The organism is Oceanobacillus sp. FSL K6-3682, assembly GCF_037976165.1.
Classification (GTDB): domain Bacteria; phylum Bacillota; class Bacilli; order Bacillales; family Amphibacillaceae; genus Oceanobacillus; species Oceanobacillus sojae.
The window spans coordinates 4,378,091-4,392,796 of the sequence record NZ_CP150263.1 but is presented as its reverse complement, the minus strand read 5'-3'; the positions used below and the strand labels follow the sequence as shown (position 1 = coordinate 4,392,796).

Annotated in this window: 15 protein-coding genes; 5 read left to right on the top strand and 10 right to left on the bottom strand. The window is 36.8% G+C overall.

The features are described from left to right. The first annotated feature begins 10 nt into the window (after positions 1-10). From MHH51_RS21310 to MHH51_RS21295, 4 genes are all read left to right on the top strand, one after another. Positions 11-907, top strand: a complete 897-nt coding sequence (locus tag MHH51_RS21310; RefSeq protein ID WP_147211722.1) for a carbohydrate ABC transporter permease — start codon at positions 11-13, stop codon at positions 905-907. A 47-nt stretch (positions 908-954) separates the two neighbouring features. Next, positions 955-1,569, top strand: coding sequence for a DUF624 domain-containing protein (locus tag MHH51_RS21305; protein WP_147211815.1), 615 nt, complete (start codon positions 955-957; stop codon positions 1,567-1,569). Positions 1,570-1,619: 50 nt separating this feature from the next. Further along, positions 1,620-2,741, top strand: a complete 1,122-nt coding sequence (locus MHH51_RS21300; protein ID WP_339283485.1) for an amidohydrolase/deacetylase family metallohydrolase — start codon at positions 1,620-1,622, stop codon at positions 2,739-2,741. A 292-nt stretch (positions 2,742-3,033) separates the two neighbouring features. Then, positions 3,034-3,741, top strand: a complete 708-nt coding sequence (locus tag MHH51_RS21295) for a GntR family transcriptional regulator (RefSeq protein WP_156985243.1) — start codon at positions 3,034-3,036, stop codon at positions 3,739-3,741. Positions 3,742-3,791: 50 nt separating this feature from the next. Here the strand turns inward: MHH51_RS21295 and MHH51_RS21290 are convergent, their stop codons facing one another. After that, positions 3,792-4,169, bottom strand: a complete 378-nt coding sequence (locus MHH51_RS21290; RefSeq protein WP_147211725.1) for a DUF488 family protein — start codon at positions 4,167-4,169, stop codon at positions 3,792-3,794. Positions 4,170-4,294: 125 nt separating this feature from the next. Further along, the gene (locus MHH51_RS21285; protein ID WP_339283484.1) at positions 4,295-5,737 is read right to left on the bottom strand and encodes a processed acidic surface protein; all 1,443 of its coding nucleotides are present in this window, start codon (positions 5,735-5,737) and stop codon (positions 4,295-4,297) included. Between the two features lie 233 nt (positions 5,738-5,970). Here MHH51_RS21285 and MHH51_RS21280 point away from each other — a divergent pair, with 233 nt between their 5' ends. Next, on the top strand, positions 5,971-6,693 hold the full coding sequence (locus MHH51_RS21280) for a GntR family transcriptional regulator (RefSeq protein ID WP_339283482.1): 723 nt from the start codon (positions 5,971-5,973) through the stop codon (positions 6,691-6,693). Between the two features lie 44 nt (positions 6,694-6,737). Here the strand turns inward: MHH51_RS21280 and MHH51_RS21275 are convergent, their stop codons facing one another. The 8 genes from MHH51_RS21275 to MHH51_RS21240 all read right to left on the bottom strand — a co-directional run bounded on the left by MHH51_RS21275 (position 6,738) and on the right by MHH51_RS21240 (position 14,677). Next, positions 6,738-7,427, bottom strand: coding sequence for an ABC transporter ATP-binding protein (locus MHH51_RS21275; protein WP_339283480.1), 690 nt, complete (start codon positions 7,425-7,427; stop codon positions 6,738-6,740). 1 nt (position 7,428) lies between these two features. Next, complete coding sequence (locus MHH51_RS21270; RefSeq protein WP_339283479.1) at positions 7,429-8,478, bottom strand: ABC transporter permease; 1,050 nt, start codon at positions 8,476-8,478, stop codon at positions 7,429-7,431. Positions 8,479-8,677: 199 nt separating this feature from the next. Next, complete coding sequence (locus tag MHH51_RS21265; RefSeq protein WP_339286336.1) at positions 8,678-9,415, bottom strand: hypothetical protein; 738 nt, start codon at positions 9,413-9,415, stop codon at positions 8,678-8,680. Positions 9,416-9,426: 11 nt separating this feature from the next. Then, the gene (locus tag MHH51_RS21260) at positions 9,427-10,104 is read right to left on the bottom strand and encodes a hypothetical protein (protein WP_339283478.1); all 678 of its coding nucleotides are present in this window, start codon (positions 10,102-10,104) and stop codon (positions 9,427-9,429) included. A gap of 85 nt (positions 10,105-10,189) precedes the next feature. Then, complete coding sequence (locus tag MHH51_RS21255) at positions 10,190-11,065, bottom strand: sugar phosphate isomerase/epimerase family protein (RefSeq protein ID WP_339283476.1); 876 nt, start codon at positions 11,063-11,065, stop codon at positions 10,190-10,192. A 14-nt stretch (positions 11,066-11,079) separates the two neighbouring features. Continuing rightward, the gene (locus MHH51_RS21250) at positions 11,080-12,159 is read right to left on the bottom strand and encodes a Gfo/Idh/MocA family oxidoreductase (RefSeq protein ID WP_339283474.1); all 1,080 of its coding nucleotides are present in this window, start codon (positions 12,157-12,159) and stop codon (positions 11,080-11,082) included. Positions 12,160-12,614: 455 nt separating this feature from the next. Continuing rightward, complete coding sequence (locus tag MHH51_RS21245) at positions 12,615-14,003, bottom strand: HAMP domain-containing sensor histidine kinase (RefSeq protein ID WP_339283473.1); 1,389 nt, start codon at positions 14,001-14,003, stop codon at positions 12,615-12,617. Next, the gene (locus MHH51_RS21240; protein ID WP_339283471.1) at positions 14,000-14,677 is read right to left on the bottom strand and encodes a response regulator transcription factor; all 678 of its coding nucleotides are present in this window, start codon (positions 14,675-14,677) and stop codon (positions 14,000-14,002) included. Before MHH51_RS21240 ends, MHH51_RS21245 begins: the two co-directional genes overlap by 4 nt. Positions 14,678-14,706 lie beyond the last annotated feature (29 nt).

Here is a 14,706-nt window from a genome sequence, read left to right as displayed (position 1 = left end):
GAGATGCCTGATGTCAAAATTCAGTTTGTCGGATAAAGCGTTTGATCGAATCAATTTTCTATTCGTCCTGCTTATAACGTTAATCATTATTTATCCACTAATATTTGTGATTAGTGCGTCGATTAGTGATCCCCATGCTGTAAATACAGGAAAGATGTGGTTATGGCCGGTAGATGTGACATTTGAGGGCTTTCAACGTGTATTTCAGAATGATGCTATTTGGATAGGATATAAAAATACAATCCTTTACACAGCGGTTGGTGTTATTGTTCACTTGTTTGTTCTCTTACCGGCAGCCTATGCGTTATCACGGAAAGAATTAATGGGCAAGAAAGCCTGGCTGTGGTTTATATTATTCACCATGTTATTTAATGGCGGGTTAATCCCTACGTATTTAGTTGTCCGCAATCTGCAAATGCTGGATACTATGTGGGCAATTGTTATCCCTGGCGTAGTTGGAGCCTGGTCTATCTTAGTTGCAAGGACTTTCTTCCAGCAGACAATACCTGATCAGCTGGTGGAAGCAGCTAAAATTGATGGAGCAAGTGATATCTATTTATTTTTCAAAGTAGTTTTACCATTATCCATGCCGATTATTGCAGTTATGGCACTGTTCCACGGTGTCGCATTATGGAATCAATATTTTAACGCTCTGATTTATTTAAGGTCAGAAGATAAGTTTCCACTCCAGCTCATACTGAGGCAGATTCTCATACTGAATGAAGTAAGTGCTGATAGTGCTTCCAGTGCTGCAGGAAGCGCTCAATCCTTTGCAGATCAAATAAAGACGGCCTCTCTGGTAAAATATGCGGTTATTATTGTGTCAGCACTGCCGTTACTTATTGTTTACCCGTTTTTACAGCGCTTTTTTGTAAAGGGTGTATTGATCGGATCAGTGAAGGAATAAACCAGGGTCATGCCAGTCCATATTTTTAAAGAAAAGGAGAGATTATGATGGCAGAAGTAGCTCGTGGATATTATATATTTGCAATTTGGATAACCCGTCTTGCTTATCTGAATATATTATGGGTTCTATTTACGATTGCAGGTCTTCTTTTCTTTGGAATCATGCCTGCAACTGTTGCGATGTTTGCTATTGTCCGCAAGTGGCAGAGAGGCGAGGATGAGATTCCGGTTTTTACAACATTTTGGGGAGTTTATCGTAAGGAATTTTGGAAAGCAAACAGTATTGGAATAATTCTGCTTCTGCTTGGATATTTCTTTTCAATTCAATTTCAAATTCTCGGTGCACAGAGCGCATTGGTCTATCAGATGGCTCAATTTTCTATCGTTATCGTCTTTGCTTTATTGACTATGCTCGTAATTTATTTATTTCCAATCTATGTCCATTTTGATTTGAAAGCGATGCAATATTTAAAATGGCCGCTGATTGTATCTATTGTCCATCCGATTCTCACTGTGTTTTTACTAGCTTGTATCGGCTTGACCGGTTATTTTATCTTCCAAGTATTCCCGGCAGTGCTTTTCTTTTTTGGTGGCAGCCTTTCTGCTTACTTTATAACTTGGGGAGTATCTAAAACATTTTCCAAGTATGAAGCAGCAATATAAATAAAGAAATATAGAAATAAGAATTAGCATTGAGCGGAGGGGGATGGAAGATGATACAAGTGATAAAAAATGCATTACTTACAAATGGGCAAAAAGTAGATATTTTAATAGAAAATAGTCGAATAAAAGATATAGTTGCAAATGCAGGAGGTTTCTATCCAGTGCTGTTAGATGCAGAAGGAATGTTTGCTTCCCCCGGATGGATTGATTTACATACACACGCTTTTCCGAAGTATAAGCCTTATTGCGCCTCACCTGATAAAATTGGTTATCAAACTGGTGTCACAACTGTAGTTGATGCTGGGAGCAGCGGTGCAAATACGATAGAGGAATTTTACCAAATTGCAAAAACAGCAAGAACAAGGGTGCTTGCATTCCTGAATATTTCACGGATTGGTTTAGAACGAATAGATGAATTAGCCAATTTAGATGAGGTTTCCTGGGATGCAATAAACAATGCTGTAAATGCTTATCCATCCTTTATAATCGGCTTAAAAGCAAGAATGAGTGCAAGTGTTATAGGTGATAGTGGATTAAAGCCGCTGCAGCTTGCGGCAAGGTACAGTACAACGTTAAATAAACCGCTGATGGTTCATATTGGCAGTGCACCGCCAATGCTGCATGAGATTTTATCGCTGTTAAATAAAGGAGATATTCTCACACACTGTTATCATGGGAAAAGTCCCAATCATATTTTTCAGAACAATGGGGAGGTTGAGGCTGCTCTAGCTGAAGCTGTACGAAGAGGAGTCTATCTTGATGTCGGTCATGGAAAATCAAGCTTTTCGTTTCCGATTGCAAAAAAAGCAAAGGAGGCCGGAGTACATTTTGATACAATCAGTACAGATATTTATGAGGAAAATCAGATAAACGGACCGGTATACAGTATGGCTGATACATTAACTAAATTTTTAACATTAGGCTATTCACTGGAAACCATTATCCGTGCAGTGACAGAAACGCCGGCATATGTTTTAAACCAGCCTGAGCTGGGGAATTTTAATCGTGGTTCCTGTGCAGAATTTACTTTTTTTACAGTAGAAAACGAGACGAAGATACTGATAGATTCTTTAGGAAATGAAATCATTACAAACCAGGTGATTAAACCGCAGGCAGTTTTTCTTGGCGGGGAGTACATTGAACTGGAGAAGCATTATTCCTATGAAGTATAGAAGATAGATACGTATGTCTTTTTAAAGTTTCTGTTTCAGGTGACGGGATAGGTATCATATTTAATTATTTGTTTTTTCTCTTGCCTACAAAGTTTAGTGTAGTTATGATTACTGATACAATAAGAAGAAATACGAAAAAATATTTACAGAACGGCAACTTTAGTTATACTTATACTAAAGCTTATAGGATAATTATTCTCTCTTAGCTATAAAAGGGCATCACACAGCACTATGCGGAAGTTTTGACATCGGATGGATCAGTGGATTTGGATACAGAAAGGTAGAGATTACAATGAAGCTAAATTTAAGACAAGGGTCTTTATACTTGCAGGTAAAGGATATACTGAAGGAAAGAATTATCAACGGGCAGTACCCGAAAAATAGTTTAATCCCTTCAGAACCGGAGCTGGAGAAGGAATTTGAAGTAAGTAAAATTACGATTCGCAGGGCGGTAGAGCAGTTAGCTCAGGAAGGATATGTGGAGAAGAGAAGCGGTATTGGTACAACAGTACTTGCTAACCAAGCTGTTTCTAAGCTTTCAAAAGGACAGCGTTTTTCTGAATATCTGATTGGAGAAGGTCATCAATTAGGCAAAAAACTGATCGAGGTTACCAAAGTAGAGGATATCATGCCGCAGGTCAGCGCTTTAGCAGGAGATGGTGCATATTGTGTGGAGCGTCTTTATACATTAAATGAAGAGCCATATATCCATTTCAGGCATTATATCCCGTCATCCATTAATTTGCCAAACGACCCGAATGTATTTGTGAATTCATTGTATGATATGCTATATCAGGAGGGGATTCGTTTTTTCCGGTTTAAAGATGAATTCAGTGTGTCCGTTCCAGAGCCGTCTATTGCCGAGATGCTGGAAATTGAACTTCAGCCGTTACTGCAGCGTGAGCGTTTTTCGTATGATGATCGTGACAGGCTGGTAGAATATTCTGTTGCTTATTATCGTACGGATTTGCATAAGTATATTGTAAATTTTAATGTATAAACAAAAGCGTACCCATTTCAGGTACGCTTTTGTTCTCTCTCAATATAGCTTTAACTTTCTTTATTTTGGGAAGGCAAGTCACTTTCCATAACTTCTTTTAAAATCAGAGCATGATTATGCTCCTTATCCTTGGCTGCGTACAATAAGATAACACGTTGCTTTTTTTGCAGCTCTTGAAGCTCAGATAATTTTTTTATCTTCTCATCATCATTTAGCAATTCTTTTTTATACGCTTTTTTAAAATCCTCAAATTTTTCAGGATCATGGTTAAACCATTTTCTTAAATCTGGCGTAGGTGTTACTTCTTTTGCCCAATCATCCAGCTTTGCTTCTTTTTTTGAAATTCCCCTGGGCCAGACTAAATCAACTAAAACTCGATAGCCGGTCTCATTCGATTTTTCATAGATACGCTGCAGTACGATAGACATTCATAATTCCACCTTTCCAATCAAGTGTGCTTTCCTTCAATATACCATGTACATGTTCAGAACTCTATTGATTGATTCTCAGATCTCAGAAAACGTTGTAAATAAAACTTCGGGAAATAGATGGTTTATGCTTCGTGCTTTCTTTTTCTTGATAAGAACAGCAGAGCACCGCCCGCAATAATAAATGCCAGTCCCCAGATACCTTTCTCAGCATAGTTCAAAGCGGTATCAGGCAGCTTTTCTTCTTTTTTCTTTTCTAAATCTGCTTGTGATTCTGATTCAGCTTTCACTTCAGCAGTTTTTGGTGATACAGCTTTAGACGAGGCTTCGTTTTCATCTGGAGCTTCTTTGTCATTTCTTTTAATAACCACCGTTTCAGATTTTTTTGAGGCCTCTTTTTGAATAGCATTCCCTGTATCAATAACAGTATCGGAATCTACCATTTCCCCGGAAATAATTATATCAGCAAGAAAATCTCCCTGCAGGTTGTAAATATTAACCTTTAAATCTGCATTTTCAAGCTTTGTTAAATGAAATAGTGTCTCCAGTGAAAGGTTTTCTTCTCCCTGATCTGTAACAAGTACAAATTCTGCATGTAATTGGAAAACGTCAAGAAATTCCCTGAAGATAGCCATTAATTCACCGACTTGCCCCGGTGTTAGTTCCTTAATTGTTTCAAATTCAGAAAATGCCATCATTCGGTCAGCTAAATTTAACAATTTCTCAATGGTTTCATCGCTTGTAATGTCAGGAATACTGAGAATATGTTCTTCCAGCCGAAGCAGCTCGTCCTCTGTTAAATTGAATTCCTGCATGAAAAAGCTTAGATCAAAGAAATCATCATCTTCCCAAATGAATTCTCCTTCTAAATCGTAGGATAAATCATCCAAGAAGACATAATTGTTTATATCTAAATCATTATCAGAAATAAGTTTAAGTATATCTTCTTGATCGATTCCGAAATAAGGACCAACATTACTTAAATCCTTGTTGATTATTTCTCCTAAAAAATCGGATAATTCATCGATAGTTTTAAAATCATTCAAATTGCTTCCATAAAGAGCTAAAGAACTTTCGATATGAGTTTGAGTAACCTGAAAACCGCGAATATTCGTTGCTTCTTTTAAGTAATCTGCCAGCTTTTGCTCAAAATCAGGGTCTCTTGGAATTAATATATATAAATAAAATCCGATATTCATCTCGAGGTCATCTAAGAAAACATAATCTTCCAGAGTTTCTCCAAATTCATTTAGTGTTGCTTCAAGTGCAGCCTGGTCAATATCATAATCATCATAAATCTGTTTTAGATTATTTCCATCTTTACGGATTACGTCTCCTAAGAACTCTTTTAGATCTTCAACTGTATCAAATTCTTCTAAATAAGAATCATAGAGAGACAGAGAGAATTCAATATCTTCTTTTGTGATTGTAAAGCCTCGCTCAATACTAATTTCTTTTAAATAAACATCCAGACTTTTTTGGAAGCTGTTTGATTGTGCGTCAGCAGCTCCAGGTAAAACGACAAACAAAAATAAGAATAATGCAAAAATTTGTGCCGATTTCCTCATTCATTCTCCTCTTTTCAATTAAAATAACTAGCTCAATGATAAAATTATAGCCTCGAAGTCCCTTCCTGGCAATCTATTTTGAAGAATATTTCTATTAATATCCAAAAAATATCAAACATTTAGATCAAAAGTGAAAATTTCTAACTTTTAGCAGCAAACGTTTACAAAATACGAAGGTTATGTCACTATATTGGTATACAAGTATTCATAAATAGATAAAGGAGCTATGCAAGATGAAAGCATTTTATCCAAAGAAGAAGCTAATGAACGAATCAAAAGGGGAACAAGTTGTTGCGGAGCTCCGAATGCGGATTATTTCTCGTGAAGTAAAGGCAGGTACTGTTCTTTCGGAGAATCAATTGGGATCTTTATTTCAAGTCAGTCGTTCTCCGGTCAGAGAAGCTTTGCGTGTGCTGGCGAATGAGAATCTTGTTCGGCCAGAAAGAATGGGAGCAGTTGTCGTTGGCATCTCTGAAAAAAATATTGAAGAAATTTATGATATCCGCTTAATGATAGAGTCCTTTACCTTTGAACGTCTGTTAAAGATGCAGACGGATAATCTTGTTCAAGAGCTAAAAAAAATGATAGAAATGATGAAAATTGCTATTAAATATCAGGATGTTGACCAGTTTTCCTTCCTGGATATTGAATTCCATGAAACAATTCTTCAATCAATTGATCATCACCATATTAAGATGCTGTGGAATAATTTAAAGCCCGTCTTAGAATGCCTTATTATTTTATCGATGCGTTACCGGATGATGACCAATGAAAAAGATTTTGAACGTATTCTCTATAATCATGAGCTGATTGTGGAAGCCATTGATAAAAAGGAAAAGAAAATGGTGGATTTAGCTTTTGAGAGGAATTTTCATGATGTACAAAATCAGGTGGAAGCTCTTTGGGTAGATGAGGAAATAATGAAGGTAGTCAGAGAGTATAGTGTGAAGGAGTAGAAAATAAGCTATTTTGTTTCAAAATAGCTTATTTCTGTTTATCTTCAAGTGTTTTTCCTGTCAACGATTTTCCCATCACGCATTTCAATAACTTCATCCACAAAATCCAGCATATCCATATCATGTGTGACCATTAAAACGGTAATATGCCGCTCTTTAGAAAGCTTTTGGATCAGCTTCATCACTTCCTTAGATCTTTTTGAATCAAGACTGGCAGTGGGCTCATCAGCAAAAAGCACCTTAGGGCTGTGAATTATTGCTCTTGCTACCGCAACACGCTGCTTCTCTCCTCCTGATAATGAAGAAGGGGAAGCATCTTTTCGTTTCCACATACCGACAAGCTCTAAAACCTGCTTTATTTCCTTTCTCTGTGCCTGTTTGGAAAGAGGAGATTCAGCAGTCTCAAGCATGAGAGTCAGCTGTTCCTGTACAGTTAAAAAGGGTACTAAGTGTGCAAATTGAAAAATAAAACCAAAATCTTTTGCTCGGATTTGTCGAAGTTCTTCACTTCGCATGGATGTCAGCTCCTGCTGCTCAAAGGAAAGCCGTCCATCAGAGGGTGTCTGTAATCCGGCAGCAATGGTCAGCAATGTACTTTTACCTGAACCAGAGGCCCCTGTCAGGGCAGTAATTTTCCCTTTTGACAGGGAGATATTAATTCCTTTTAATATCTCCTCTTTTACTTCTCCATGAGCAAATGTTTTTCGAACGTTCTCCATTGTAAATAAGCTCATTTTACATCTCTCCTTGTTGTATAGCCTGTATTGGTTCTACACGCTTAATTTGAATGCCGGATAATGTTGCCCCGATAAATCCAATGATGATAAAAACGAGAGAAAGCAGTCCTGTTGCCTGCCAGGTTAGGTGAAAAGGCATGCCGTTTGGTGCCATCAACTGGAATGCTTGACTGATCGATATAGATAATATCAGAGAGACAGCAGAGATAATAAACATCTGTGCCCACATCATTTGAAACAGCTTGCCTGTTTTTACACCAATAGCTTTTAAAATACCGTAAATACCAAGCTTTTGAACATTAATCATATAGAAGAAGATAGCAAACAGCATCCCGCTGATAACCAGAAGAAAAATAACAATCATATTCAGTGACATTTGTTCCGCACTGTAGCTTGGGATGGTATTTAAGAATTCACTATTTGAGAAGGCTTGCAGCCCTTTAAAAGCTGGTGCACCATCTGTATTTTGTATTGCGGAATCAGCAATAAATGCGATTTGCATTGTATCGGTATGAAATAATGCTTGAAAATCATCTGGATTTATAAATGCTGCAGGGGAGTGGCTATATTTTTCGTGATCGACAAACCCTGCTACTGTTAATGATTGATCCCATTGTTCATTCGTTATCTCGTCTCCAACTGCTATTCCTTCTTCCTCAAGAGATGCATCTAAAATTACTTCACCGGAATTAACCTCCTGAAAATATGCACTGTCTGTTGCAGATACGTAAGCAACACTGCGCTGTTTATCTGAGGGATCTATAAAATTTCCCATCTGAATTGAGAAAAAAGCTGTTTCAGACTGTTTTTTTATTATTTCTTGCTGCTGTTGATCTGACAGACTGGAGAAGCTATAGGTTTCATCTGCTTCCTCCTCCATATAAAATGTTCCATCTGGCAAATTTTTAATCAGTGAAGCATTATCCTGTGAGAGCCCGTTTGCCAGTCCTGATATAATAAAAGTTAATAGGCTGATTAGGAAAACAATCGAGCCTAAGATGGTATAACGTAATTTATTTTTCTTCATTTCCTTCCAAGCCATTTTCATCTTGTTTAAACCTCCTGTATCTTTTGTATATCCAGAAGTATATAAAGAGAATATGAACACAGTATGAACAGGAGTTTTCAAATGAGAATCTAGAAGGAAAAATATAAAACGTTTGATATTAAAAAAGAAAGAGAAACAAATCACTTTTATTTGCATTGTGATCTGTTTCTCTTTCTTCGTTCCCAGTTTCATGCTAACACTATGCCCAGCCTAAGAAGGCGATGATGCAAAGAACAGCAAAAGCTACAATTCCCCCCAAACCATTAATAGTTGTAAAGTATTTCAAACCTTGCCTTGTATTAAAGTTAAAGAGAGATGTCATCATCCAGAAACCGCTGTTATTTACATGCCAGAATACCATTGACCCTGCACCTACAGCTAATGTTGCAACAACTGGAGATAGACCAAGTGCACCGAGCATTGGATAAACTAATGCAGCTGCTGTCATCGCAGCAATTGTCATCGATCCTGTTACGGCCATTAAAATAGCAGCAAGAGCAAATGGAATAAGTAGTGTCGGGAAGTTCATTGAAATAATAGAATCTCCAATTTCATCAATCACGGGACTTTCTCGCAGAATTCCTCCCATTGCTCCCCCCATACCTGTAATAATTAAAGGAATAATCGCAATTTTCAATGCGCGCACTACCCAATTATTCATTGAAATCTCTAATGCAGAGGCATTATTTGGCACTTCAAATTCATGCTTCTGAGCGTTGTTCAAGACTTTTTGTTTCCTCTTCATTACTAATAAGGCAACGAGAATAACTCCGACAAATAATGCGAATGTTTTATCCCCAATGGAAGCTAATACAGTATATGCGGTAGAACCTTCTTCAAAAATCATATTTGCAAATGATCCAATTGAAATTAAGATTAAAGGAATAATCAATGGCATAAATGATAAGAAAGTAGAAGGGATATTATCCTCTTTAATATATAATTCATTTAAACTGCCCCTTTTGGAGCTGGTTTATAGCCTTCTGTAAATTCTGGATTTGGAGGAATAAACTCTCCTTTTGCCAGAATTGGTCTTGTTAAAATATAAGTAAGTACAAAAGAAACTAAACTAATAACAAATCCCCAAATAATTACTTGACCGATATCTGCTCCTAAGAGAATAGCAACCGCTAAAATACCTGGTGTCGGTGGAATTAGACCATGTGTTAATGTCAGCCCCAAGTTAACATATGGTGCCATGATAACCATATTGATTTTCTTTCGTAATGCTAATATGGCAGCAATTGGAGATGTTAATACCATTGTAATATCTCCAAAAACGGATAAACTCATCACAAATGCTGATAAAGATGGCGCAAGCTCTAGCCTTTTTCCTTTAAAAAGTTTAATAAAAAAGTTTGTAATACGAGTTGCTGCACCAGTATCCTGAATACCCATAGCTATAATTGCTCCAAAGATAATGGTAATCCCGATACCTGATAATGTGGATCCGAAGTATTCATTAATTTTCTGCATGGTTTCTAATAAAGAGTCCCCGAGTGCAATTCCTAAGAAGGCGGATATAATAAATAAAGTCATAACTGGATGCATCTTCAATTTCAAAGTCATAAAAGTAAGTAAAGCAACAGCAACAATCATCAGACAAATAAATACTGTTGGCGTCATGTTTTCATCTCCTATTTTATCTACATTTTAATATATTCTACTAACATAAATATTTAATGGGTTCTTCCTCTGTTATAAATAAGAACTAGATAATTGCTTTAAATTGTTTCAATGTTTTTAGAGTAGTCTCATAGGCATGTTGAATTACCCAATCAGACGCTTTGTTCCAATACTCAGGACGAAAGGTTTCTATAGAAACCATGCCATCATAATTCATGCGCTGCAGTACGTGGAAAAAGTTCTCTAGATTAATCTCTCCTGTATCACAAAATCTTCTATTAGCTTGTGTTAATTCTTCCATAGCTGCATCATCAGCATTATTAATGTGAATAGCATAGATTTTTTCCGGATCAACCATTTCCATCACAGAAAAATCCTCCAGCTTGTTAAATAAATATAAATTAAATACGTCAAACACTAAACCAACATTGTTTTTATTTACTGTTTTTACAATCTCCCAAGCCTGATCTACTGTTCGTACAGAGCAATACTTGCTGCCGACGAGTTCAAAACACAGCTTTACGCCATATCCTTCTGCTATATCTGCAAGTTCTTTTAAAATACGCACACAATTGTTAAAAATAGACGGCCATTCTCCAATGTATGGACCTTCAGCCGGATTACGGTTCAAAGGAGCTACAACTACAAAATATTCTGATCCAATTTCCTGTGCTGTCTCGCAGCCCAATAAAAAATCATCCATTACTTCTTTATGCTTGATGGAATCATCCTTCTCTGAGAATAAATCCTCGTAAATGTATAAGGCATTCATGGCATGAGGCTTGATATGACTTGTTTCAAAGAATTTTTTCAGATCATCTGATGTGTGCGTTTTCAAATAATCCTTTAACATATCTAAGCGTATTTCAATATAATCAAATCCGTATTTCTCACAAAGCTCCAAATCTTTTTCCAAAGTAGAGCAGTCCTTTGCCGTTGCTTCGTTATATCCTATTTTCATTTTTAATCACCCTTTTATAATGGGAATTTAATAACTTTATTTTCTTTTGTGCTCTCATAAATAGCTGTAAACAACTCTACTGTTTTTCTTCCTTCGTACCCGTCTACAAGAGGGGAGGTATTATTAAAAATAGCGTCTATAAAGTCTTTAATCTGCAATTCGTGATAATAATACATAGAGTCCACGTTATTAAAAAATGCGCTGTCTTCTTGTTTCCATGTATCTAACATTTGGGATTCCCCTGGAACTGTCCACATATCATTATAAGGAGGCTCTGTAATAGAAGACATGCCGGCAATAAACATAGCTCCTCCATCTGTTTGTACACCAATTGATGCACCATTTTCTCCGTGTATATGAACTTTTCCATATAATGCAGGGTTTTGAGAATTACTGACAACTACATTCCCAAGAGCGCCGTTTTTAAATTTAATAACTGCTACTGCTGTATCCTCTACTTCAATGTACGGATGATTCAGGTTACTCCAAACACCATAAACTTCTTCAACCTCGCCCATATACCATAATAAAAGGTCTAATTGATGTGGTGCTTGATTTACCAAAACTCCACCGCCTTCTCCGTCCCATGTTCCGCGCCATGCATCACTTTGATAGTAAGTTTCATCACGCCAGCCAAGCATATGAACTGTTCCAAGTACTGGTTTGCCGATTTTTCCTTGATCAATTGTTTCCTTTATACGCATGCAAGACTGATAAAAGCGGCGTTGAGATACAGTCCCTACTATTTTTCCTGCTTTTTCGGCAGCTGATAAAATTGCATCACAATCTTTCAGGGAAGATGCCAGAGGTTTTTCAATTAATACATGGGCTCCGCTTTCAATTGCCTCAACTGCTGCTTGAGCGTGCAGCGGATGGGGGGTGCAGATACTGACAATATCGATTTTTTCCTGTTCAACCATGTCATGTACATTATCGTAAGCATTTACATTATATTTTGAAGCAAAGTCCTCTGCACCTTTTAATCGATGATTGCAAACGGCTACAAAATCGGAATTAGGTAGATTAACAAATGCTTTTGCATGAAAATCTGCTACTTTTCCACAGCCAATAATAGCTGTTCTTAATTTTGTCATATTCCATTCTCCTTCCATAAACAGTGGTAGATTAACTGTTAAATATCTTTATTTTTAAGCGCTTACATAAAATGTTAAAAATATCTTTGGCAGATTATGTAGATAAGTTAAGATAAAAGATTTCTTTTTCATTTTATTCGGAACACTTGTATACAGGTATTCTATAAGAAACTTTTCATTTTGACAAGTGTTTATTTTTAGAATGCTATAAAATTATAAAAACATAATTCACTGAAATCCGTCTCAGTCCTCATATAAAAGGCGCCAATCTACAGAGTAGACAGCTTCTGATTAAAACAAGAAATGAATCTCATCAGGAAAATTTATTTTTGTTATGATAGGTAGTAAAATAGATAAATATGTAATATTATGGAAATAATATACATTTTTTCTCTTTGTAATGAAATAGAAAAAGCATCTGACAAAAAGGTCAGATGCTGCATTAATACATATTATTATCCTCTTAAAGGCAATTTCGCAATAAAAGTAGTTCCAGCCATATTATCGGACTGAACACTAATTGTTCCGCCATGCAATTCTACAATCGTTGCAACAATAGATAATCCTAATCCAGTTCCTTTTACACTTCTGGTACGAGAAGCATCTGCGCGGTAAAAACGATCAAATATACGTTCCGTTTCTTCTTTGGATATACCGATCCCTGTGTCTGTAAAAGAAATGGAGCAGTGGCCCTCTGTGTAAGTGAGCTGGATATCGATGCTGCCGGCTGGATGATTATATTTTAAGGCATTGGACAGCAGGTTATCCCAAACTGTATTTAACAGAGAGGGGTCAGCGTTAATCTCCAAGTCAGGAAGTGTATAGCTCAGCATGATTTCTTTTTCCTGAATCAACCAATGATAGCTCGTTAGTAAATCCTTTAACTGACTGCTGATATTAAACCGCTTCTTTTTCACAATATGCTGATCCTGATCAAGAGAAGAGAGAAGCAGAAGCTGATCTGTCATAATAGACAGCCGGCTGATCTCTTCGTTAATAATTGAGGTATACTGTTTCTTTTCTTCTTCTGAAGTCTCCTTGTCGTTGAGTAAATTCGTATACCCTTTAATGTTTGATAATGGGGATTGAATATCATGTGAAATATTTGAAACAAATTCCTTACGCAGCCGGTCATTTTTCTCAATTTGCTTTGCCATTTGTGAAAAGCTTGTGGATAACTCTCCTAATTCATCTTTTCGCTTCGTTGGTAAGGTATTTACTTGGAGTTTTCCTTTAGCAAGCTGTTTTGTTGCAGTGCTAAGCCGGGAAATGGGCTTGACCAGATAATTTGTGCTGAAGAGAACAAATAAAATACTAAGAATAATTGTTAAAGCAAAGAGTACACCAAATAATAAATGCATCTCATTAAATAACAGCTTGATATCAGGCCGGATAAATAATGCATAGTCCGAATTTTGGTAGGTTACAGGAACGCCGATAGAATTTTTTAATTCATTCGCAAAGAAGCCTGTGACAAAGGTCTGCCTGGGAAAGTGGACCATCCCATGAAAGATTTCTCCATCCAGTACCTTCTGTATATCACTGTCTGTTAAGTTATTTTCCCGGAATTCTGCTCCAAATAATTGTTCACGTCCATCGTTATCCACAAGGTATAGTTGATAACCTATATCTGCCATATTGGATAAGTAGTCGCTCATGGTGATTTCCGGGTTATTTTCAATAAAAGCGGCCATCTCTAAAGCGATTTTGGTGTTCTTTTCATCATTTTGAGGCTTTAGGGAATGTTGATAATAGGTGTTCGAGATGAGAAAGGCAACTACACCGCTAAGAAACATAATGCCAATGGTGACTGCAGCGAATTTAACATAGAGTGACCGCATCATTTTGCCGGCTCCAAACAGTATCCGATGCCGCGGACAGTTTTAATGGAGAATGAAGAAGTCAGGGAAGAGAAACGCTGCCTAAGACGTTTAATATGTACATCTACAGTTCTCTCATCTCCTTCGTAATCCGATCCCCATATTTTTTCAATCAGCTGTGCACGAGGAAATACATGCTGTGGATAACTTGCCAATAGTGCTAATAATTCGAACTCCTTCAAGGGAAGTAAAAGTGTTTTATCCCCAATCTTTACCTCATAGTTGTTTAAATTAATTTCTGTATCTCCAAATTGTATAGTATGTGTATCTTTTTTCTTCTGATAACGGCGCAATAATGCATTAATACGAAAACTGAGCTCACGGGGTTCAAATGGCTTTACTAAATAGTCATCTGTTCCCGCAAGAAATCCTTCTTCTTTATCCTCAATTTGCCCTTTGGCTGTGAGTAATATAATTGGAATATCGTATTTTTCGCGAATTTCCTTTGTCAGTTGAAATCCATTCATAAACGGCATCATCACATCAACAACAGCTAAATCACAAGGTGTCTTTTTTAATATAGCTAAAGCCTCTGCACCATCCTTTGCTTCAGAAACGTGAAAGCCTTCCTTTTCCAGTTGAATATGGACAAGCTGCAGGATATGGGTATCATCATCAACAATTAATATACTTTTCATGTGGGTAATCTCCATTCACATTAAATATT